This window comes from Rhizobium rhizogenes NBRC 13257, from assembly GCF_000696095.1.
Taxonomy (GTDB): domain Bacteria; phylum Pseudomonadota; class Alphaproteobacteria; order Rhizobiales; family Rhizobiaceae; genus Rhizobium; species Rhizobium rhizogenes.
The window spans coordinates 78,548-99,897 of sequence record NZ_BAYX01000009.1 but is presented as its reverse complement, the minus strand read 5'-3'; the positions used below and the strand labels follow the sequence as shown (position 1 = coordinate 99,897).

Sequence of the window (21,350 nt, the reverse complement as noted above, 5' to 3'; positions counted from 1 at the left end):
GCGAAGTCGCGTCTATTTTTCACCCTCGGCTTGTTCGTCGCGTCCGCTGGGGCGGCTTCGGCCGGAGACGGCCAGTACTTCTGGTCGGGTAACTGGTACCTAAGCGTCGGTGCGGCCGGTTTCTCGGCGCCCAAGTTCGAAGGCAGCAAGCACAATAAACTGCAGTGGTCGCCGTTGATCTCTGTCGGCAAGCAGGGTCCGGGGCCACGCTTCTCCTCGCGCAACGACAATCCGTCCTTTGCCTTGATCGAGAGTGACGCCTTCCGCGCCGGTATCGTCGGCAAGTTCGTGCCGAGCCGAGACAGCAGCGATGGTCGCGAGCTGAGGGGCCTGAAGAAGGTAAAGTGGGGCCTTGAGGCCGGCGGCTTTGCCGAGGCCTATCCGACCGACTGGCTGCGCGCCCGCGTCGAAGTCCGCCAGGGCATTCGTGCCCATAGCGGCATTGTTGCCGATGCCGCCGTCGACGCCTTCGTCGATATCACGCCGGAACTGCGCCTGTCCGGCGGTCCGCGCATGACGCTCGCCTCCAACGATTATTTCAACACCTACTACGGCGTCGATGCACGGACGGCGGCGGCATCCGGCCTCAGCCGCTACAATCCGGGCGGCGGGGTGAAATCCGTCGGTGCCGGCGGCGCATTGACGTGGAAACCGTCCGAGAACTGGACCACCAGTACTTTCCTGGAATACACGCGTCTTACCGGCCCGGCCGGTGACAGCAGCCTTGTGCGCGAGCGTGGCGATCGCAATCAGCTGCTGGTCGGCGTCTCCGCCAGCTACAAGTTCAATTTCACGATGAACTGAGAAAAGCGCGGGGCTGCGGCCCCGCCGCTTGACCGCGGGCGGCGGATATCACTAATACTCGCCTATGCAAAAGACAGGTGATATCAACGGGCGCGTCGCCGACGCGCCGTCCGGCAACTGGGTTTACCGCATCCTGCCCCCGGTGCTTTGGCCCTATGCGCAGCTCGCGCGCTGGGACAGGCCGATCGGCTGGCAGCTCTTGATGTGGCCGTGCTTCTGGTCGGCGGCTCTTGCCGCCAATGCCGCCGCCGCAGTGGGGCAGTCGCCCGGCTTTCTGGTGGTCTACCACCTCATCCTCTATTTCATCGGCGCGGTCGCCATGCGCGGCGCCGGCTGCACCTATAATGATCTGGTCGATCACAAGATCGACATGGAAGTGGCCCGCACACGCTCGCGTCCGCTGCCGTCGGGCCGCGTGACGCGCTTCCAGGCCAAGGTCTTTATCGCGCTACAGGCGCTGGTCGGGCTGCTGGTGCTTTTGCAGTTCAACTGGTTCGCCGTCATTCTCGGCGTCTTGTCGCTCGCCATCGTCGCGCTCTATCCGTTTGCCAAGCGCTTTACCGACTGGCCGCAGTTTTTCTTGGGGCTCGCCTTTTCCTGGGGCGCGCTGATGGGCTGGGCCGGGCTGTTCGGCAGCCTGTCGCTTGCGCCCATCATGCTTTATGCAGCCGCCATCCTGTGGACGATCGGTTACGACACGATCTACGCCCATCAGGACAAGGAGGATGACGAGCTGATCGGCGTGCGCTCCACCGCCCGGCTCTTCGGCGACAAGACCCGCCTCTGGCTGATTGGCCTCTACGGTGTCGCGCTGGTGCTGATGCTACTGTCCTTCGCGCTGGCGGGGGCGGGATGGCTCTCCTATGTCGGCCTTCTCGTTGCCGGCGGCATGTTCGCCTATCAGATCGCCGTGCTCGACATCAACAATGGGGAGCAGTGCCTGGCGCTGTTCAAATTCAACGGCAAGGTCGGCCTTATTATCTTCGCCGGCCTATTCCTGTCGTTCCTGTTTCTTGTTGCCTGATGAAAACGAGCCGGATTGCCGTCACATAACCAGCGATGGGTGCTTGCCATGGCGTGCGATGTCCGACCGGCTCGCGAAAGTGATGCGAATGCCATCAGCGCGGTGATCCTGTCCGCGCTTCGCGAAACCAACGCGAAAGACTATTCGCAGGATATCATCGCCCGTGTCACGCAGAGTTTCAGCCCCGCCGCGGTGCGAAAGCTTATGGTCAGCCGGACGGTTCTCGTCGCGATGAAAGGCGGGGATGTGGTCGGCACCGCCAGCCTCGATGGTGCTGTGGTCCGCACGGTGTTCGTTTCCCCTTCGGTGCAAGGTCAGGGGACCGGAACTCGGTTGATGGCCGAGATTGAGCGGATAGCATACATCAAGGGTGTCACGCTCCTGACTGTGCCGTCATCCGTCACCGCAGAAGCTTTCTATGCCAGGCTCGGATTCAAGGCTGTCGAGGATAGTTACCACGGCGATGAGCGGACGATCATCATGGAGCGCTCGCTGCCATAACGAAATCGGCCGCAGGGCTGATGCCCCACGACCGATGTCTGACGAATACCAGGATATCAATCCCAGCCGCTTTCAACGCCGCGCGATGATCTCGCGGCCTTCGATCTTCATCTTGAGGCCCAGCGAACCGGTCGAGCGGCGCACCAGGAAGCGCGGACGGCGCTCGGCGAAATAGGAGTGGCGGCGGCGCGGCTGGGTATCGCGGGCGGCGACCCCACCCAGATGCTCTTCCAGCGGACGGGCAACGCCATCGGCTTCGATCATCAGCATCGGAATGCGGAAGGCTTCCGACCACGAGCGCCAGTCGGCGGCGATGTCGCTCAGGTCATGGGCAACGAGGAGAGGGATGCAGAGATCCGGATCGGAATGATGCAATTCCAGCGTCACGGTGACTTCGCCGTCGCCATGATCGATGGCGCGGGCGGCAACACCCATGAAGGCGCGTTTCGGCAGGGCGACGGACAGCGGCAGGCCGCTGGACGGGAGGATCTTGCGCAGCACCGCGCCGCGCTCGTCGATCGTGATGGTGACGTCACCCTCGGCACCCCGCATGGCGTAGCTGACCTGTTGCGGGAAGCGCGCCGGATCAAGCCGCAGTGTGTTTCCAGCCCAATCGGGCTTCAGGACGGTATTTGTCATCTAATCTCTACCCTTGCTTTACCTGAGAGCCGGTTTTCCGGTCTTCTTACGGAGAACGTCATGTCCTCTCGTTGGGTTCAGATTAGGCGGCGTCCCTTCCAGACAGCTTAAAAATTGCGGTTAAGAAAACTTTGCGTCCTCAAATGGTTAGCAAAACCGAATCGATCAGGGTTTCCATAAAGTGAATGCACGGCGCAGGCAGAGCGTGCCGATCCGGCACACGCAATAGATGAAGTATTGTAAGTCTCGGGTAAGGTTTAACTGCGATACTGTGGAGAGATTCACTGGCTTATATTAGAGAATTATTGGGATCGCGCTGATGATATCCACCTATCTTGGTTACACGGTCGCGACCAGGAATATGGCGACGACGCTCAATCAGGTAGCGTCCCAGTCGCAGAACAAGCGTCAGATCGACTACTACAATGCCAATATCGGCAAGGTAACCAATGTCGATGACTTCATGGGCGACTATCAGCTCTATAGCTATGCGATGGAAGCATACGGCCTGTCGGACATGACCTATGCCAAGGCCTTTATGAAACAGGTGCTGACCAGCGACCTCAGCGATTCCACCAGTTTTGCCAATAAGCTGACCGATCCGCGCTACAAGGAATTCGCCGCCGCGTTCAATTTTGGCACGGGCAGCTCCTCGACGGCGCAATCCAGTACCCAGGAAGACGATCTGATCGGCCTTTACAATCAGTCCTTTACGACTGAGGCAACGAATGCGCAGACCGAAACGACCTATTTCAGCCAGAATATCAGCAGCGTTAAGACCGTCGACGACCTCCTGGGCAACAGCCGCCTGAAAAACTACGTGCTGCAGGCCTATGGCCTCGATCCGACCTATACGTCGAATTCGTTCCTGAAGCAGATGCTGACGAGCGATCTCAGCGATCCCGACAGCTTCGTCAATCAGAACGGCAGCGCCGCCGACAAGGCGATCGTCGCGGAATTCAATTTCAATGCCGACGGAACGGTGAAGACCTCGACGGCTGATGCCGATACGACCTACTACGAAAACCATATCAGCACGATCACGTCCGTCAGCCAGCTCACGGCCGATCCCAAGCTGTTCAACTATGTCAAAACCGCCTTCGACATTCCGGCCTATATCACCGCGACCCAATTCAACGCCGCCGCCAAGGATGCAAGTGTTGCGGCGACGAAGGGGCTGACCGATGTCATGGCGCAGTTCAATTTCCAGAGCGACGGTACCGTCGCGAGTGGTTCGCAAGCGCAGACATCGGCTCAGATCAGCGCCACGACGGACGCCTATGCGACGAATTATAAGGGCGGCCCGCAGACGCTCGGCCAAATGGCCGATGTCATGAGCGCTTACAATTCCGCGGTTCCCTCGTACACGACGGATGTCGGCGCCAACGACAACGACCTTTATTACAAGGAGCATATCGGCTCCATCACCACCGTCGACGAACTGACGTCGGATACTCGCCTGTTCGACTATATCAAGACGGCCTATGGGATCGACGCGGATACGCCTGCGGTAGTGCTCAAGAATGCTTTTTCGAGTTCTTCGACCGCGGCCATCTTCGGTCTCACCGATGTCGTCTCGCAGTTCAATTTCCAGGCTGACGGCACCCTTGCCTCGGGTGACACGGCGCAATCCCAGACGGCGATCGATGCCGCGTCGACGGCCTATATGAAGAACTACCAGACGTCGCAGACGTCCTTGACCACCAAAGCCGCCAGCAACTACCAGACGCGCATCGCCGCAGTGAAGACCATTGACGATTTCTTCGCCACCAATGCCACGGCCGATAGCGATACCAGCAACGACAGTCTTCCCGAAGTCTACCAGATGGCGATGCGCGCTTATGGCATCAGCCCGGACGAGATGACGAAGACGCAGATGAAGAAGATCCTCGAAAGTGATCCCTACGATCCGAAGAGCTATGTCAATTCGCTCAAGGACACGCGCTTCACCAATCTCGCCAAAGCCTTCAATTTCGACAGCGACGGCAAGCTGAAACCGCCGGTCCAGGCCTTGTCGCAGACGCAGATCAACAGCTATGTCTCGGAATATTCCAGCCGCAGCAAGATCGGCCTGACGGGCGCCGAGCTGACCAAGGCCACCAGCGACGCCAAGGATGCCGGCACCTATTTTGCGACGAATATCGTCAAGGTCACCAGCGTCACCGATCTTCTCGCCGACAGCAAGCTCACCGACTACATCCTGAAGGCCAACGGCATCGATCCGAAGACGGTCGACACCGCGACGCTGAAAAAGGCCTTCGCCTCCGATCCGAGCGATTCGAAGAGCTTCATCAACACGGATGACGGCGCGCAGTTCAAGAGCATCGTCAATGCCTTCAATTTCGACACGGACGGTAATCTGACCAACACGAAATTAGGGACGGCGCAAAATCAGGGCACGATTGCCGATACGAACGACCTCTTCCTGCATCAGACCCTCGAGGATCAGGAGGGAGAAACCAATACGGGCGTGCAACTGGCGCTTTACTTCCAGCGCAAGGCTCCGGATATCAGCTCCATCTACGATATCATGGGCGACACCGCCCTCTATCAGGTCATCACCACGACCTATAGCCTGCCGAGCTCGATGTCCTCGATGGATGTCGACACCCAGGCCAAGCTGCTTGCCAAATTCGTCGATGTGAGCGATCTGCAGGATCCGACCAAGGTCAACAAGCTCCTGCAGCGATTCTCGGCGATGTACGATCTGGCGAACAACACCACCTCGTCGACATCACCCGCGCTCTCGATCCTGACGAGCTCCTCCTCAAGCGTCGGCATTAGTGCCGATACGCTGCTGTCGATCGCGCAGCTTTCCTCCACCAAGTAATCAATCCCACAAGGGATCTCCGTCGATTCGCGTCGCTTTCCCGGCGACGTAGAGCCAATCGGCATGCCTGTTGCCGTCGTGCCGCTATCGGTCGCTCCCTTGGGCCGGGGATGCGGAATAAGTGCATTCTACGACGATCAGAAGGAACTTATTAACCGTCTTTGCCCTATTCGATTTGGGAAGCCATCGGCAATATCAATGACTGGGTTGCAGGTCTCATGCGTCTTTCCCGAACGAACATTTCGAATGCTGCAAATGGCTCCCAGCCTGAAGGCGAGCTTGACCCGGAACAGGTCGCGGAAGAAGCCCGCCGTGCCGAGCAGATCGCTGCTCGCCGCGCATTCCTGGAAGAAAAAATCCGCACCGTCCGCGAAGCCAAGCGCCAGGCTGAAGAGCGCCGCCGCGCAGAAGAGCGGCGGATTGCCGAAGAGGCGCGCTTGCGAATCGCAGCCGCGCCAAAGCCGGTCGTGGAGGCCCTGCAGGCGAGCACCGTGGCTGCCAGCGAGCCGATCATGCCCGTTACGCCGCAGGGTATCTCGGCCGAGGAGCTTGCCTCGCCCGGCTGGCAGAACGCCTTCCTGATGGGGCCGAACGTCCGCTTCACCCGAACGCGGGAGAACGAGATCGTCAGCCGGCGCGCACCAGCGGAGCCCGTGCCTGTCCTCGTGCCGCCGGCCGCGAACCATGCCGCGATGCGGGTCATGGAACCGCCGGTGGTCGAATCACCGGCGCCGATTGTCGATCGCCCGGCGGAACCGTCGGTCGAATTCGATCTGCCGCCATGGGAGGGCGCGCCGTTTGCGGCTGAAGCCTACCAGCCCACCGTAATTCAGAACTCTCCGGCGACTGCGCCGGACGCATTGGAGATGACTGTCATCGCTACCGCATTTTATAAGGCTCCCGCGACCGCGCTGGATGCTTCTCCGTCATTGCCGAAAATTGCAGAATTCGTTGCCGCGCCTGTCGTCGAGTCGCGGCTCGCCCATCTCTCCGATTTCGCCTTCTGGGACGCCATGCCCTTCGAGGGAGAATTCGTGTCCGCCATCAAGGGGACGCTGGCCCAGCCGGTGCTCGTTCCCGAGATCCAGGCCGAGGTCGAATCGATCGTCGCGAAATTCCGCGTCGTCGAGTGCCGCCGCCCGTCACTCGTTGTTGAAGCACAACAGGAAGCCCCGGTCTCGCCGGTTGTCGCAGTCGTTGCTCCGGTCGAATCCCGGCCGACCCCGATTAATCCGTTCGTCATGGATGAGCTTGCCGCGTTAGAGGCCATTGCCCTGGCGCCTGTGGTACCGGCAGCGATCGAAGCGGTCGCTCCCGTCGCCGTGAAGCCGGCAGCGATGGAGCCCACAGCCTTCGTACCGCCCGCCTTCGTCACTGCCGTCTTTGCCAATGAGGCCGAGGCTGCTGCTGCGCCCAAGGTGGCTCCAGCCAAGCCGGCTCCGGTCATGGTCGTCGCTCCGATGCCGGTGAAGGCATCGGTGCCGCCGGTCGCGGCAGCCGTTGTCGAAGCAGCACCCGTCATTCCCGCCGTCGAGGCCGCCAAACAGCGCCTGATCGATCCGCCGCCGTCGCAGATCACGCCGCGCAGGCCGAACGCCATGACCCCGCCGGAATGGCGGCCGATCGCCCGTAGCGGCGAGGGTGAATATGAATTGCCGCCGCGCGAACTGCTGCAGGAGCCCGTCGCCCGACCCGGCGTGATCATGACGCAGGAAACGCTGGAGCAGAATGCCGGCCTTCTCGAAAGCGTTCTTGAGGACTTCGGCGTCAAGGGCGAGATTATCCATGTCCGTCCCGGCCCGGTGGTCACGCTTTACGAATTCGAGCCGGCCCCCGGCGTCAAATCCTCGCGCGTCATCAATCTCGCCGACGATATCGCTCGTTCGATGTCGGCGCTCTCGGCCCGCGTCGCCGTCGTTCCCGGCCGCAACGTCATCGGCATCGAACTGCCGAACGTCATTCGCGAGACCGTCTATTTCCGCGAGATGATCGAATCCGCGGATTTCGAGAAGAGCGGTTACAAGCTGGCGCTTGGTCTCGGCAAGACCATTGGCGGCGAACCCGTCATCGCTGAACTCGCCAAGATGCCGCATCTGCTGGTCGCCGGCACCACCGGCTCGGGCAAGTCCGTCGCCATCAACACCATGATCCTGTCGCTGCTCTATCGGATGACGCCGGAGCAGTGCCGTCTGATCATGGTCGATCCGAAGATGCTCGAACTCTCCGTCTATGACGGCATCCCGCATCTGCTGACCCCCGTCGTCACCGACCCCAAGAAGGCCGTGATGGCGCTGAAATGGGCGGTGCGCGAGATGGAGGACCGGTATCGCAAGATGTCGCGCCTCGGCGTGCGCAATATCGACGGCTACAACAGCCGCGTTGCCCTGGCCCGCGAAAAGGGCGAGACGATCCACGTCATGGTCCAGACAGGCTTCGACAAGGGCACTGGCGCTCCGATCGAGGAGAGCCAGGAAATGGACCTGACGCCGATGCCCTATATCGTCGTTATCGTTGACGAAATGGCCGACCTGATGATGGTCGCCGGCAAGGAGATCGAAGGCGCGATCCAGCGTCTGGCGCAGATGGCCCGGGCCGCCGGCATCCATCTGATCATGGCGACACAGCGTCCCTCCGTCGACGTCATCACCGGCACGATCAAGGCGAACTTCCCGACACGCATCTCCTTCCAGGTGACGTCGAAGATCGACAGCCGCACGATCCTCGGCGAGCAGGGTGCCGAACAGCTCCTCGGCCAGGGCGACATGCTGCACATGGCCGGTGGCGGGCGCATCTCCCGTGTCCACGGTCCCTTCGTCTCGGATGAAGAGGTCGAAAAGGTCGTCGCGCATCTGAAGACGCAAGGCCGTCCGGAATATCTCGACACTGTCACCGCCGACGAAGATGAGGAAGAAGACGAAGAGGACACCGCAGTTTTCGACAAGGGCGCGATCGCCTCCGAAGACGGCGACGATCTCTACGAACAGGCAATCAAGGTCGTCATGCGCGACAAGAAGTGCTCCACCTCCTACATCCAGCGCCGCCTCGGCATCGGCTATAACCGCGCCGCCTCGCTCGTCGAACGCATGGAAAAGGACGGCCTCGTCGGCCCGGCCAACCATGTCGGCAAACGCGAGATCATCTCGGGCAACCGGAATGGCGGCGGGCAGGCAGCGCAGCCGAGCAATGAGGATTTTGATTGATCCAGCAGGGGGATGATATTGGCCGCGGTAGTCGCGGAGAGTGTTCACCCCCCTCTGTCACTGACGTGACATCTCCCCCACAAGGGGGGAGATTGGTAACTCGCAGCGTCACCTTGCCTCAAACGAACATCGTATCCGCAGAGACCAAAGCATGCTCCCTTGGTTAGGCGGTGCAGCATGCTCCCAACGATCTCCCCCCTTGTGGGGGAGATGTCACGAAGTGACAGAGGGGGGTATCAGAGGCTCGGCATACTCAGAGCTAAACTCTCGGCGCGCAAAGCCTCTCACACCTTCAAAACCTTCCCCGGATTCATCACTCCCGCCGGATCGAACGCCGTTTTGATCCGGCGCATCAGATCCATCTCGATATCCGAGCGGATCGAGGCCAGTTCGTCGCGCTTCAATTGGCCAATGCCGTGTTCGGCGGAAATCGAACCGCCGTGCTTCAGCACCAGTCCATGTACGATCTTGTTCATGTCGTGCCAACGGCCGATGAATTCTTCCTTGTCGGCGCCGACAGGCTGGGAGATGTTGTAGTGGATATTGCCGTCGCCCATATGGCCGAAGGCGCAGATGCGGGCGCCGGGCAGGGCCGCCATCACAGCCACCTCGGCTTCAGCCATGAATTTCGGGATCTGTGCGACCGGCACGGAGACATCGTGCTTGATCGAGCCGCCCTCCGGCTTCTGCGCGTCCGACATGCTCTCGCGCATGTGCCACAGCGCCTTCTGCTGTGCCTCTGAGCTGGCGATAGTTGCATCCTGGATCAGTCCGGCCTCATAGCCCTGTTCCAATAGCGTCGTCATCATCCGCTCGGCAGTCTCGGCCGAATCTGAGGTGGAGACGTCGATCAGCACATACCAGGGATGCGCCGTTTCCAAGGGATCGCGCACGCCGGGGATGTTCCGCGCGGTGAATTCGACACCGATGCGCGGCATCAGTTCGAAGCCGGTCAGCGCCGTGCCGCAGAGGCCGGACGCGTTCTTGAACAGGGTCAGCGCATCGTCGACCGACTGGATGCCGGCAAAGGCCACTTGATGGCCGAGCGGCTGCGGGAAGAGTTTTAGCACCGCGCCGGTGATCACGCCGAGCGTGCCCTCGGCGCCGATGAAGAGATCGCGCAGGTCGTAGCCGGTATTGTCCTTCTTCAGGCGGCGCAATCCGTTCCAGATTTCGCCGGTCGGCAGTACGACTTCGAGGCCGAGGCAGAGTTGGCGCATGTTGCCATAGGCGAGAACGGCGGTGCCTCCGGCATTGGTGGAGAGGTTGCCGGCGATGCGGCAGGAGCCTTCCGAACCGAGGGTCAGCGGAAACATGCGGCCATGCTCCGCCGCCGCCTTATGCACGTCGGTGAGGATGCAGCCGCCATCAACAACCATGGTGTTGCCGATGGGATCGACATCACGGATGCGGTTCATCCGCTCCAGTGACAGGATGATGTCGGAGCTGCCCTCGCGTGGCGTCTGGCCGCCGACAAGGCCGGTATTGCCGGTCTGCGGCACGATCGCCGTACCGGTCTCGCTGGCAAGCTTCAGGATCGCCGAAACCTCCTCCGCAGAGCCGGGCTTCAAGAGCATCGGTGATGCGCCATGATAGAGCCCACGGTTCTCGACCAGATGCGGGGCGAGATCCGCTGCCTCCCGCAACGCGTGCTTTTCGCCGACGATGGCGGCGAAGCGATCGAGAAGGGCGGAGGAGGGGGCGGCGCTGCTCATGGCGTGTCCTTTACCGAATTGCGTGTGGTCGGATTTACTCTCTCGGCGCGGCCGCGCGCTGCAGCCGGTCGTTGATGGCCTCGCCGAGGCCTTCGTCGGGAATGCTGGAAAAGGCGATGGTCGCAGCACCGCTGGCATCGGCGCGCTTCATGAAGTCGAAGAGATTGGCGGCGGCTTCAGCAAGATCGCCGGACGGGCTGAGGTCGAGCACGACGGCCGCCGTCTCGATCCCGGCAATATCGGGCTTGCCGAAACGGATCAGCGCTTCGCCGGGCAAAACTGCGGTCGCGTCGAGCCGCACGGCGGCACCCGGCGCATAATGGGAAGCCAGCATCCCCGGCGCTTCGATGGCCGGCGACGCGCCGTTCTTGCGTGTCAGAGATTGGCCGACGACCCGCTCGATCTCGTCTGCCGCCAGCCCGCCGGGCCTGAGCAGGCGCATCTCGCCGTGCTCGACCTTGACGATGGTCGACTCGACGCCGACGACCGAAGCCCCGGCATCGAGGATCAGCGAAATCCGCTCGCCGAGATCGTCATGGACATGATCGGCGCTGGTGGCGCTGATCTTGCCGGAGGTATTGGCGCTGGGGGCGGCAAGCGGCCGTCCGAAGGCGCGGATCAGCTCGCCGGCAAAGCCCTGCGGCACCCGAATGCCGACCGTATCGAGCCCGGCGGTCGCCAGCGGATGAATGTCGCTTTCCGGACGCAGTGGCAGCACCAGAGTCAGCGGACCGGGCCAGAAGGCTTCCGCCAGCTTTCGCGAAACGGGATCGAAGATCGCGTAGCGCTCGGCCATGGCGAGGTCGCTCATGTGGCAGATCAGCGGATTGAAGCGTGGCCGTCCCTTGGTCTCGTAGATACGGGTGATGGCGGCGGGGTTGGTGGCGTCGGCGGCGAGCCCGTAGACCGTCTCGGTCGGCAGCCCGATCGGCAGACCTTCGGCGAGAGTTGCCGTTGCCGCCGCTATTGCCGCCTCTGGATGCTGGAGAATGTCTATATGTCGCGCCATGGCCTGACCGATTGCCGTTCAGGCCGTTCTTATGCTTTTCAAGTTTGGGGATCAATGATCAAAGCTGGCGAATGATGTCGCGGAGCTGTTCGTTGCGCGCGCCGAGCAGCAACACATTGCGGATGGCGATCTGCGGATCATGGGTGTGGAAGAGCACGCCGTTGCCGCGCACCTCGCGATTGATCGTCAGCTTCTTCTTCGAAGCGTCCTCATCCGGCCTTATGGCGACGGCAAAATACATCCGCGAATATTTCAGGCTGATGTCTTCGAAGAAGTTATCGTTCTGGCCGAGGCGGGCGAAGAAATTGGCGATGTAGAAAGCCCAGCTCACTTCCTCGTACTGCGCAAATTGCGTCCGCGCGGCGGTGACATGGCAATAGCCGAGATGCGGCGTGTCCCTAAGCGTGTGATGGAAAATCAGTTTCGGAAAGCGGATTGACTGGTGAAAGCTGTTGAGCCGTCCATGAGTTGTCTCGCCGGCGTTTCTGAGCTTGGTTGCCGTGCGTTCGGCCACTTCCTCGAAGGTGAGGTAACGCCGTTCCTCGGCGAGCCAATGCGTCTTGTCGCGATTGATACGCCCGGTGCGCAGGAATTCCGTATACCCCGGTGCCGGCAGCGTCGGCTCCGGGTCGGCGGGTTTCTTGGCATCGAAATATCTGAGCTTTGCCATGCCGGCTCGCGATGGAGGTCTGGATACCGAATGATAGATCATCTAGCTTGAGCCGGGCTTGCTGATGGATCGCTGAAGAGGACCAGAACCATGCCCGGCATTACCGATCTCAAGCTGCTGCTTGCCGGCATGAAGCCGGATCTCGTCGAGGGCGAGTTCGTCTATTGCAGTGTGCCGGCCTCGTCGCTGGCGGATTACATTCATATGAATCCGGTTGGACTGTTTCAGGAAAGGGAAGGTGTGACGCTGATCCTGCCGGTCGAGGTGGCCCGACAAGTGGGGCTCCCGGCCGAGCCTGCGATGCGGATGATCACCCTCGACATTCACTCCTCGCTGGAAGCCGTGGGTCTCACGGCTGCGCTTGCGACGGCGCTGGGAAACGAGAGGATCAGCGCCAATGTCGTTGCCGGCTATTACCATGATCATATCTTCGTGCCGGCGGCCGATGCCGGGCGCGCAATGGCGGCACTGCGGGCGCTTTCCGTCGCATAATATCCGCTCTGAAGCCTGTTCGCTGACGGGTCTGTCGCAATTAAGACAAGGCGCCACCGACGCAGATAGGCCGGCGCGGGAAACGATGCTCTTCGCGGGAGCATAAGGATTTGAATTATCTTCCGATATTTCGGCCGCGAGGTCTCTCCGAAACTCTTCTTGGGCCTGTCGTCAATTTCGAAGCGGATGTCGCATTGCAGCAGAGCGGCGAGAGGGGCGCAGATTATGATGGTATCAATCTCAAGGTGCCGCCCGCTAGGGGGGCGGAGAATTGGGAAGCCGGTCGAAATCCGGCGCTGCCCCCGCAACGGTGGTGGAGTAGGGCATGGCGAATGAAGCCACTGGGCTTAAGACAGCCTGGGAAGGTGCCATGGGGTCCTTTGGGGGACCACTCCAGAGCCCGGAAACCAGCCTTGGGGAGACTGATTTACTGACCGCGGCGGGCGGTCGGGACATTGCGTTGCGGTCGTTCGCGGCCGATCGTGCATGTCCTCTGCCTGCTGATCGCTACCGCGCAAGGATAGGCAAATGGACATCAGCAGCAACGTTTTGCGGCAATTGAAGAACCGCCGCGAGGGCTTCAGCCTGGAGCAGCCCTTCTACACTGATCCGGATTATTTCAAGCTCGATATGGAAATGATCTATTATCGCGACTGGCTGTTCATCGGCCATGATTGCGAAGTGCCGCGCGCCGGCAACTATTTCACCGTCCAGATCGGCGATTATCCCGTCGTCATCGTTCGTGGCCGCGATCAGGTCATCCGCGCCTTCCACAATAGCTGTCGCCATCGCGGCTCGCGCGTCTGCACGTCCGAGCGCGGTTCTTCTGCAAAGCTCGTCTGCCCCTATCATCAGTGGACCTACGAACTGAACGGAAGCCTGCTCTTTGCCCGCCATATGCCGGAGGATTTCGACAAGAGCGAGTTCTCGCTGAAGCCGGTCCATTGCGAAAGCGTTGGCGGCTATATCTTCATCTGCCTTGCAGATCAGGCGCCGGACTTTGCGCCGTTCCGCGCCATGGTCGAGCCCTATCTCGTCCGCCACCGCCTCGGCGAGACCAAGGTCGCCTTCGAAAGCACGATCATCGAGAAGGGCAACTGGAAGCTCGTCTGGGAAAACAATCGCGAATGCTATCATTGCGCGGCCAACCATCCCGAACTCTGCCGTACCTATCCGGAAGCACCGAGCGCGACCGGCGTGCAAGGCGCCAAGGACGATCCGGTGATTTCGGAGCATTGGGCGAAGTGCGAGGCGGCGAATCTTCCAAGCGAATTCCGCATGTCGCCGTCCGGCCAGTTCCGCGCCGCACGCATGCCACTCATCCAGGATGCCGAGAGCTACACCATGTCGGGCGCGCGCGCCGTGCAGAGGCCGCTCTCCAACGATGTGCTGGAAAGCCATATCGGCACCTTGCTGCTCTTCCACTATCCGACGACGTGGAATCATGTGCTCGCCGACCATGCGATCACCTTCCGCGTGCTGCCGCTCGGTCCCGAGCAAACGCAGGTCACGACCAAATGGCTCGTCAACAAAGATGCGGTCGAAGGGGTCGACTATCGTATCGACGAACTCACCCACGTCTGGACCGAGACCAACGATCAGGACCGCCGGATCGTCGAGGAAAATGCCTTCGGCATCCGCTCGCCCGCCTACCAGCCCGGCCCCTATTCGCCGGAAGATGAAGGCGGCGTGATGCAGTTCGTCGAATGGTACGCGAATTTCATGATCAACCGGCTGCAGGGCGATCAGGCCAAGCTGTCGGCGGTTGCCTGAGTTATGAACATGACCGTCTCCCTCCGCCATCAGCACCTGGACCAGATGAAACCCTGGAGCGACAGGCAGCATCTGCTCGAATGCCTTTCGGCAACGCCGGAAGCACCCGATGTGATGACCTTCACCTTCCGCTCCGACAAGGACAACTGGTTCCGCTATCTGCCGGGCCAGTTCGTCACCCTGGAGCTGCCGGCGGCTGCGGAGCCGGTCATGCGTACCTATACGCTGTCCTCGACCCCGTCGCGCCCGCTCTCGGTCGCCATTACGGTCAAGGCGCAGAAGGACAGCATTGGCACGCGCTGGATGTTCGAGAACCTGAAGCCCGGCATGCGTGTCAAGGCTTTCGGTCCGCTCGGCGATTTCAGCCATATCCGTCATCCCGGCGAAAAATATCTCTTCGTTTCCGCCGGCTCCGGCGTCACGCCGATGATGGCGATGACGCGCTACATGTCCGATACCGCGCCGCTATCCGACATCACCTTCATCAATTGCTCGCGCAGCCCCGCCGACATCATCTTCCGTTCGGAGCTGGAATATCTCGCGCGCTTCATGCCGAACCTCGATCTCGGCTTCATTGTCGAAGGCTGTGGCCGCACCGATCTCTGGTCGGGGCTGAAGGGCCGCATCGACAAGGCGAAGATCGGGCTGCTGGCGCCCGATTTCATGGACCGCACGATCTTCTGCTGCGGCCCGGAAGTCTTCATGGACGCCGTCCGTTCCATGCTGGTAGCCCACGGCTTCGACATGACGCGCTATCATCAGGAAAGCTTCCAGCCGGCGCAGGCGGCAACGCCGCTGGCCGAAGTCAGCGATGACGCCTCGACGGAAGCGGCGACTTCGATCAGCTTCACCATGGCTGGCAAGGATGTTCCCTGTGCGCCGGGCCAGACGATCCTACAAGCCGCGCGCGGCGCTGGCGTGCGTATCGGCGCGGCCTGCGAGTCGGGCCTCTGCGGCACCTGCCGGGTGATGAAGCTCTCGGGCGAGGTCGAGATGAGCCACAATGGCGGTATTCTCGATGACGAGATCGAGGAAGGTTATATCCTCGCCTGCTGTTCGCGTCCTAAGACGGATGTGCAGATCGAAGCCTAAAAATCCTGGTAGTTCAATTCATTGATCTCGACCGGTTCCGAGCGGCGGGTAGATGCCGTGACGACGGGGTCGACCATTAATGAAATGAGTGTCTGCCGCGGACCATTGCAGCTCGGCGCCTTGGCGATCATCATGTCGGGCGCCGGCATCGGCTTGGCGGGCAGGAGATCGCCCTGTGGCCAGACCTTGGCCAGTTGCAGCTTGGTCATCGGCACGACGTTGACGTCGATGTCCTTCAGTGTTCCCGGCACCCTGTAGGGACAGCTCTTGTCCGAGCAATTGTCGGAGGAGGCAAACTGCCAGAGGGCATAAGTGTCCCAGTTGCCGAGCGGGAAAGTGCCCTTCACGTCGGATTTGTAGCGTGCATACCATAGCGGTAGCCGCGCCAGGATCGGGTAATCCTGGCGGTGGTCGGCGATGTATTGAGCGGTATTGTGGTTGGTATAGAGGATCGGATAGCGCCCGGTCCTCACCTTGATATGGCCGACGAAGACCTGCGCGTCGGAGAGCGACATATATCGCAGGACATCAAGGCCCTCGATATCGAGCACCATCAGTTCGTCCGGTTTCGGATCGGCGTAATCGAGAAAATGATTGGCCTGGTCGACCGGATTGCCGGGTCGTCCGAGATGATAGGCGCCCCATAGCAGCCCGTTCATTTTCGCCAGCATCCGCCGCGTCTGATAGAGTTCGCGGCTGACCGCATATTTGCGCCACATGGTCTTGCAGTGCGCGAAGGTGTCGCCGGCATGGTCGCCGGTGCAGCTGAAGCTCTCGGGCAGGCCGTCGGAAGCCTTGGAGATGAAGGCGGATATGCGCTTGTCCTGCAGGAGCTGCTCCCAGTCGATGGTATTCAGCTCGTAGGCATCGACGATGAGGGCGTTTTGCGGATCGGTCCAGGGTTGGCTTTCACCGGCCGCAAGCCTGGAGGCCAGTCCCAGCAATGCCAGGACCATCAGGAGACTGCAAATCAGAGGGTGAGTCTGCCGGTATCCCTTCATGAATTAAGGGTAAGGATGAGTGGTTAATCCCGGGTTAAGAATGAGATCGCTATAAATTTACCGTGGAGTCTGTGCATAAGGCCTTAAATTGGTGCATATTTAAGGTTGGACTAAATGTCCGCGCGACTTGTGGATGCGCAGAGCAGTAAGGGGAGCCGTCCCCGATACGGAACATTGTTTGCTTGAGCACAAGACAAGCCAGGGAATGGAGAAGTAAATGCTTGGTTTCCGTGCGAGAATTGCGACTATCGCTCTTTCGGCCGCCGTGGCTCTGACGAGCTTCACGCCGTCCTTCGCAATGCAGATGCCTGCCGCACCCGTTGTTGCGGCGGACAAGGCCGCGCCTGCCGGCGTCGAGCGGGTTCAATGGCGCGAGTATGGCGGCTACGGTGGTTACCGTGGCGGCTATTATCGTCGTGGCTACTATCGTGATGGTTGGTATGGCGGTCATCGTGGCTACCGGGACTATCGTCGCGGTTATCGCTATCACGAGGGCTACTGGTTCCCGCTGGCCGCATTCGGCGCCGGCGCCCTGATCGGCGGGGCGATCGCCAGCCAGCCGCGCTATGCGGCTCCGCCGCGCGCCGCTGGGGTCAATCCACGCCATGTCGATTGGTGCTACGCGCGCTATCGGTCCTACCGATCTTATGACAACACGTTCCAGCCCTATAACGGTCCGCGCCAGCAGTGCTACTCGCCCTATTTCTGAGCGAGAGATCAGGACCTGTCGAAACAAGCCGCCCGGTCATCCGCCGGGCGGTTTTTTCTTGGCCGATCGTCAGTGTCAGAGAATGTTGACCCGCTTCAGCAGCCACCAGGCGAGCACCATCGAGGCGATGATCAGGACAACGGCATATTCCGTGCCGGCGCCACCGCCTGAAAACGGCAGGCTCGATGTGTTCATGCCGAAAAAGCCGGTCACCAGTGTCGGCGGCAACAGGAGCGCCGTCATGATCGACAGAATGTAGAGGTGGCGGTTGATCTCGGAGGAGAGCTTCGAATCGATCTCTTCGTGCAGCAGGCGTGCACGCTCCTGTAGCGCATAGACGTCATGGTCGACCGATTCCAGCCGGCCGGTCAGCCGACCCGCGACATCCTCGAAGCCGAGCGGCATCTCCTCGTCGTCGGAGGCTGCTGCGCGCCGCATCAGCGTCAGCACTGTGCGCAGATGCCGATGCAGCCGCACGATCGTCCGGCGTACCGGCGCCAACCGCCGCCGCTCGTCGCGCGGCGCGTTGTCATAGACGAAATCCTCGATGAGGTTCAGCTCCTCGGTAATCTCGATGACCAGCGAGATCAGCGTGCGCTGGAACTCGACGACCAGCAGTTCGAAGAGGTCGATCGGGTTTGTGAATTTCGCGGCATTCTTCTCCACCGCCATGCGTACTCGCTCGACACTGCGCAGTGGCTGCAGTCGGGTGGTGATGAGGAAGCGGTCGGTGAACACGAAATGCAGCCAGCCGATGTCGCTCGTCTCCTGATCGAAGTCACGCTGGAAATCGACCAGCGTGCCGAACAGCATCTGCTCGTCGACGGTGATCGTCGCATGGGTTTCATGTGTGGTCAGAGCTGTGCGGGCCGGCTCGTTCAGTCCGGGGACCTCTTCGAGAAATGCGGCGACACGGGCGTCCACAAGGTTCAGGTGCAGCCAGACGAAGCCTTCGCCATCGAACAATCCCGTACGCTGCATGTCCTCGGATAGCCGTTCGGCCTTGCCCGCGCCGGGAGGGAAGCGGTAGGCCCAGACAAAACCCGGGATCCTGTTGGCTGTCGTGATCGTGTTCATGGCCGGAGGTTTCGCATTATCAAGAGGGTTGCCATAGTCATTGTTCATGACGATTGTTTATGCAAGTGCGGATGGCTGGGGGACAATCGCGCAGAATGGCGAAAATACCGCGGCTTTTATCGCCGAGACGGTCGGGCTCGTCGCAATTTTGATCCAACATCCGTTTCCTAAAATTGACGCTTACGTAAAAATCAATTAGCAATAGGCAACAAGCGGCTGATGGTCTGGGTGAGGTAGACTGTCGGCATCATCACTGCGGAGGAGATACCATGTACAAGGCGCCTGTCGAAGAAATCGCATTCACGCTGAAGCATGTCACCGGCATGGGCCAGGCCATGGAGGAGGGGCGTCTCGGCGACCTGAGCGGCGATGTCCTCGATGCCATCCTGACCGAGGCCGGCCGTTTCGCCGGCGACGAGATGGAACCGCTGGCCGAGATCGGCGACCGGCAGGGCGCCAGGCTTGTCGACGGCAAGGTGGTGTTGCCCGATGGCTGGGAAAAACTCTATCGCGACTGGATCGCTGGCGGCTGGAACGGACTGACCGCGCCGGAAGAGTATGGCGGACAGGGCCTGCCGCACATGCTCAATGTCGCGACGCTGGAAATGTGGAATTCTGCCTCCATGGCTTTCGGTCTCGCGCCGACGCTGACAATGGGCGCCGTCGAGGCACTGGTTGCCCACGGTAGCGCAGACCTCAAGAGCAAATATCTTGCAAAACTGGTGACTGGCGAATGGGCCGGCACCATGAACCTGACCGAGCCGCATGCCGGCTCCGATGTCGGTGCGCTGCGCACCCGCGCTGACCGCCACAACGATGGCACCTATCGCCTCTTCGGCCAGAAGATCTTCATCACCTGGGGCGACCACGAGGCCGCCGAGAACATCATTCATTTCGTACTCGCCCGCATTCCGGATGCGCCGGCCGGCACTCGTGGCATTTCGCTGTTCCTCGTGCCGAAATTCCTGGTCAATGACGACGGATCGCTTGGCGCCCGCAACGACTATTTCGCCCATTCGCTGGAACATAAGCTCGGCATCCACGGCTCGCCGACCTGCACAATGATCTATGGCGACGGCAAATACGGGGATGAGAGGGGCGCGGTTGCCTGGCTCGTTGGCGAAGAGAACAAGGGTCTCGCCTGCATGTTCACCATGATGAACAACGCCCGCCTTGCCGTCGGCATTCAGGGCGTGGCGATTGCCGAGGCCGCGACGCAGAAGGCCATTGCTTACGCAAAAGAGCGTACGCAGGGCAGGGCGCCGGGCACGACAGCTTTCGGCATGAGCCCGATCATCGAACATCCCGACATCGCCCGCATGCTGCTGACGATGAAGGCACTGACGCAAGGCTCGCGGGCCATCTGCTATGCCTGCGCCGAGGCGATCGACATGTCGCACCGCGATGCCGGGAAGGCGCGCTATTGGCAGGAGCGTGCCGCGCTGCTGACGCCGATCGCCAAGTCCTTCTCCACCGATGCCGGTGTCGACGTTGCCTCGCTCGGCATCCAGGTGCATGGCGGCATGGGCTTCATCGAGGAGACCGGCGCTGCCCGCCTGCTGCGCGACGCCCGCATCGCGCCTATCTACGAAGGCACCAACGGCATCCAGGCGATCGACCTCGTCACGCGCAAGCTGACCATCAGTAACGGCGACCAGGTGCGTGGTTTCATCACCGAATTGCGCGGGATCGCCGATGCCGTCGCCAAATCCAATCTCGACGGTTTCGGGCAGACGGCCGACCGGCTCAATGCCGCCATCACCGATCTTGAAACGGCAAGCGAATGGCTGCTGGCACAGCAGGCAGAGGGCCATGTGGCCGAGGCTTTGGCGGGGGCTACGCCCTATCAGCGGCTCTTCGGCCTCGTCTTGACGGGATGCTATCTCGCCAAGGGCGGCTTGGTGGATATCGCGGATGGCGACAGCGAAAAGCGCATCGCGCTCTGCCGCTTCGCCGCCGAAAACATGCTGGCCGAAACCGCCGCGCTCACCGATCGCGTCGTGACCGGCGCTTCCAGTCTTGAAGCCGCACGCATCGCTCTTGCCTGAGGACAAACATTTGACCGACCATATCCTGATTCAGCGCCCTGAGACCGCACCGCATGTGCAGGTCATCCGCTTCAATCGGCCGGAAAAGAAAAATGCGATTACCCGCGTCATGTATCAGACGATGACGGACGCGCTGCAGGCGGCGAATGAGGATCCGGATATCCGCGTCACCGCCTTTCTCGGCACCGAAGGCTGCTTCTCCGCCGGCAACGACATGGGCGATTTCCTGGCCTTCGCCATGGGCGGCAGCATGGGCCGAGAAGTGCTGGATTTCCTGGGCGCGCTTGCCACGGCAAAAAAGCCCATCGTCTCCGGCGTCGACGGCCTGGCGATCGGCATCGGCACGACCATCCACATGCATTGCGACCTGACCGTCGCCTCCGATCGCAGCCTGTTCAAGACGCCCTTCGTCGATCTCGCCCTTGTGCCGGAAGCCGCCTCCAGCCTGCTCGCCCCGCGCCTGATGGGCCACCAGCGCGCCTTTGCCCTGCTTGCGCTCGGCGAAGGTCTTTCCGCTGCGGATGCAAAGGATGCAGGCCTGATCTGGAAGGTGACGACGCCGGATGCGCTGGAAGCCGAAACCCTGTCGCTCGCCACCAGGCTTGCCGCCAAACCGCCCGAGGCGCTGCGGATCGCACGCAACCTGATCCGAGGCTCGACAGCGGACGTTCTCGCCCGCATCGACGAGGAGGCAACACTCTTTGCGGCACAGCTGAAGAGCGCGGAGGCGAGGGCGGCGTTCGAGGCGTTTATGAAGCGTTGAGGC

Annotated in this window: 17 protein-coding genes and 1 riboswitch; of the genes, 11 read left to right on the top strand and 6 right to left on the bottom strand. The window is 61.2% G+C overall.

The genetic code is table 11. The features are described from left to right. The first annotated feature begins 30 nt into the window (after positions 1–30). From RRH01S_RS21250 to RRH01S_RS21240, 3 genes are all read left to right on the top strand, one after another. Positions 31–804, top strand: a complete 774-nt coding sequence (locus RRH01S_RS21250) for a MipA/OmpV family protein (protein WP_178125486.1) — start codon at positions 31–33, stop codon at positions 802–804. 64 nt (positions 805–868) lie between these two features. Beyond that, positions 869–1,828 (top strand): 4-hydroxybenzoate octaprenyltransferase, encoded by a 960-nt coding sequence (gene ubiA, locus RRH01S_RS21245; RefSeq protein ID WP_007703754.1) that lies wholly within the window; start codon positions 869–871, stop codon positions 1,826–1,828. Between the two features lie 48 nt (positions 1,829–1,876). Then, the gene (locus RRH01S_RS21240) at positions 1,877–2,329 is read left to right on the top strand and encodes a GNAT family N-acetyltransferase (protein ID WP_007703752.1); all 453 of its coding nucleotides are present in this window, start codon (positions 1,877–1,879) and stop codon (positions 2,327–2,329) included. A gap of 72 nt (positions 2,330–2,401) precedes the next feature. Here RRH01S_RS21240 and RRH01S_RS21235 read toward each other — a convergent pair whose 3' ends face one another. Continuing rightward, a complete protein-coding gene (locus RRH01S_RS21235; protein WP_007703751.1) occupies positions 2,402–2,968 on the bottom strand; it encodes a DUF6101 family protein in 567 nt (188 codons plus the stop codon). A 319-nt stretch (positions 2,969–3,287) separates the two neighbouring features. On the opposite strand from RRH01S_RS21235, the gene RRH01S_RS21230 reads away from it, so the two are divergent. Both RRH01S_RS21230 and RRH01S_RS21225 read left to right on the top strand, forming a co-directional pair. Then, a complete protein-coding gene (locus tag RRH01S_RS21230) occupies positions 3,288–5,798 on the top strand; it encodes a DUF1217 domain-containing protein (protein ID WP_042474126.1) in 2,511 nt (836 codons plus the stop codon). 218 nt (positions 5,799–6,016) lie between these two features. Continuing rightward, positions 6,017–8,998: a DNA translocase FtsK gene (locus RRH01S_RS21225; RefSeq protein WP_174014995.1), complete on the top strand. Its 2,982-nt coding sequence runs from the start codon at positions 6,017–6,019 to the stop codon at positions 8,996–8,998. Positions 8,999–9,282: 284 nt separating this feature from the next. Here the strand turns inward: RRH01S_RS21225 and RRH01S_RS21220 are convergent, their stop codons facing one another. From RRH01S_RS21220 to RRH01S_RS21210, 3 genes are read right to left on the bottom strand one after another with little or no spacing between them, the layout of a single operon-like run. Then, positions 9,283–10,713 (bottom strand): FAD-binding oxidoreductase, encoded by a 1,431-nt coding sequence (locus RRH01S_RS21220; protein ID WP_042474120.1) that lies wholly within the window; start codon positions 10,711–10,713, stop codon positions 9,283–9,285. 34 nt (positions 10,714–10,747) lie between these two features. Further along, positions 10,748–11,722, bottom strand: coding sequence for an L-threonylcarbamoyladenylate synthase (locus RRH01S_RS21215; protein ID WP_042474119.1), 975 nt, complete (start codon positions 11,720–11,722; stop codon positions 10,748–10,750). Between the two features lie 58 nt (positions 11,723–11,780). Next, positions 11,781–12,392, bottom strand: coding sequence for a DUF6656 family protein (locus RRH01S_RS21210; protein WP_007703736.1), 612 nt, complete (start codon positions 12,390–12,392; stop codon positions 11,781–11,783). A 90-nt stretch (positions 12,393–12,482) separates the two neighbouring features. Here RRH01S_RS21210 and RRH01S_RS21205 point away from each other — a divergent pair, with 90 nt between their 5' ends. The 3 genes from RRH01S_RS21205 to RRH01S_RS21195 all read left to right on the top strand — a co-directional run bounded on the left by RRH01S_RS21205 (position 12,483) and on the right by RRH01S_RS21195 (position 15,749). Further along, positions 12,483–12,884 carry an ACT domain-containing protein gene (locus RRH01S_RS21205; RefSeq protein ID WP_042474116.1) on the top strand — a complete coding sequence of 134 codons (402 nt, stop codon included), beginning with the start codon at positions 12,483–12,485 and terminating at the stop codon, positions 12,882–12,884. A gap of 226 nt (positions 12,885–13,110) precedes the next feature. Then, a riboswitch (cobalamin riboswitch) is annotated at positions 13,111–13,314 on the top strand. Between the two features lie 98 nt (positions 13,315–13,412). After that, complete coding sequence (locus tag RRH01S_RS21200; protein WP_034520441.1) at positions 13,413–14,657, top strand: aromatic ring-hydroxylating oxygenase subunit alpha; 1,245 nt, start codon at positions 13,413–13,415, stop codon at positions 14,655–14,657. A gap of 3 nt (positions 14,658–14,660) precedes the next feature. Beyond that, positions 14,661–15,749: an FAD-binding oxidoreductase gene (locus RRH01S_RS21195; protein ID WP_012651044.1), complete on the top strand. Its 1,089-nt coding sequence runs from the start codon at positions 14,661–14,663 to the stop codon at positions 15,747–15,749. On the opposite strand, the gene RRH01S_RS21190 is transcribed toward RRH01S_RS21195, so the two are convergent. Continuing rightward, the gene (locus RRH01S_RS21190) at positions 15,746–16,750 is read right to left on the bottom strand and encodes a glycoside hydrolase family 25 protein (protein ID WP_037222160.1); all 1,005 of its coding nucleotides are present in this window, start codon (positions 16,748–16,750) and stop codon (positions 15,746–15,748) included. The two genes, RRH01S_RS21195 and RRH01S_RS21190, sit on opposite strands and share 4 nt — an antisense overlap. Positions 16,751–16,967: 217 nt before the next feature. Between RRH01S_RS21190 and RRH01S_RS21185 the strand changes: the two genes are divergently transcribed. After that, positions 16,968–17,459, top strand: a complete 492-nt coding sequence (locus RRH01S_RS21185; protein WP_007703727.1) for a BA14K family protein — start codon at positions 16,968–16,970, stop codon at positions 17,457–17,459. A 75-nt stretch (positions 17,460–17,534) separates the two neighbouring features. On the opposite strand, the gene RRH01S_RS21180 is transcribed toward RRH01S_RS21185, so the two are convergent. Continuing rightward, the gene (locus tag RRH01S_RS21180) at positions 17,535–18,536 is read right to left on the bottom strand and encodes a transporter (protein WP_012651046.1); all 1,002 of its coding nucleotides are present in this window, start codon (positions 18,534–18,536) and stop codon (positions 17,535–17,537) included. 269 nt (positions 18,537–18,805) lie between these two features. Here RRH01S_RS21180 and RRH01S_RS21175 point away from each other — a divergent pair, with 269 nt between their 5' ends. Both RRH01S_RS21175 and RRH01S_RS21170 read left to right on the top strand, forming a co-directional pair. After that, positions 18,806–20,584 (top strand): acyl-CoA dehydrogenase family protein, encoded by a 1,779-nt coding sequence (locus tag RRH01S_RS21175; protein ID WP_007703721.1) that lies wholly within the window; start codon positions 18,806–18,808, stop codon positions 20,582–20,584. A 10-nt stretch (positions 20,585–20,594) separates the two neighbouring features. Next, positions 20,595–21,347, top strand: coding sequence for a crotonase/enoyl-CoA hydratase family protein (locus RRH01S_RS21170; protein ID WP_007703718.1), 753 nt, complete (start codon positions 20,595–20,597; stop codon positions 21,345–21,347). The last annotated feature ends 3 nt before the right edge of the window (positions 21,348–21,350 follow it).

Coding starts and splice junctions, on each gene's coding strand:
- ubiA (WP_007703754.1), top strand. CDS start 869: ATGCAAAAGACAGGTGATATCAACGGGCGCGTCGCCGACGCGCCGTCC.
- RRH01S_RS21240 (WP_007703752.1), top strand. CDS start 1,877: ATGGCGTGCGATGTCCGACCGGCTCGCGAAAGTGATGCGAATGCCATC.
- RRH01S_RS21235 (WP_007703751.1), bottom strand. CDS start 2,968: ATGACAAATACCGTCCTGAAGCCCGATTGGGCTGGAAACACACTGCGG.
- RRH01S_RS21230 (WP_042474126.1), top strand. CDS start 3,288: ATGATATCCACCTATCTTGGTTACACGGTCGCGACCAGGAATATGGCG.
- RRH01S_RS21225 (WP_174014995.1), top strand. CDS start 6,017: ATGCGTCTTTCCCGAACGAACATTTCGAATGCTGCAAATGGCTCCCAG.
- RRH01S_RS21220 (WP_042474120.1), bottom strand. CDS start 10,713: ATGAGCAGCGCCGCCCCCTCCTCCGCCCTTCTCGATCGCTTCGCCGCC.
- RRH01S_RS21215 (WP_042474119.1), bottom strand. CDS start 11,722: ATGGCGCGACATATAGACATTCTCCAGCATCCAGAGGCGGCAATAGCG.
- RRH01S_RS21210 (WP_007703736.1), bottom strand. CDS start 12,392: ATGGCAAAGCTCAGATATTTCGATGCCAAGAAACCCGCCGACCCGGAG.
- RRH01S_RS21205 (WP_042474116.1), top strand. CDS start 12,483: ATGCCCGGCATTACCGATCTCAAGCTGCTGCTTGCCGGCATGAAGCCG.
- RRH01S_RS21200 (WP_034520441.1), top strand. CDS start 13,413: ATGGACATCAGCAGCAACGTTTTGCGGCAATTGAAGAACCGCCGCGAG.
- RRH01S_RS21195 (WP_012651044.1), top strand. CDS start 14,661: ATGAACATGACCGTCTCCCTCCGCCATCAGCACCTGGACCAGATGAAA.
- RRH01S_RS21190 (WP_037222160.1), bottom strand. CDS start 16,750: ATGAAGGGATACCGGCAGACTCACCCTCTGATTTGCAGTCTCCTGATG.
- RRH01S_RS21185 (WP_007703727.1), top strand. CDS start 16,968: ATGCTTGGTTTCCGTGCGAGAATTGCGACTATCGCTCTTTCGGCCGCC.
- RRH01S_RS21180 (WP_012651046.1), bottom strand. CDS start 18,536: ATGAACACGATCACGACAGCCAACAGGATCCCGGGTTTTGTCTGGGCC.
- RRH01S_RS21175 (WP_007703721.1), top strand. CDS start 18,806: ATGTACAAGGCGCCTGTCGAAGAAATCGCATTCACGCTGAAGCATGTC.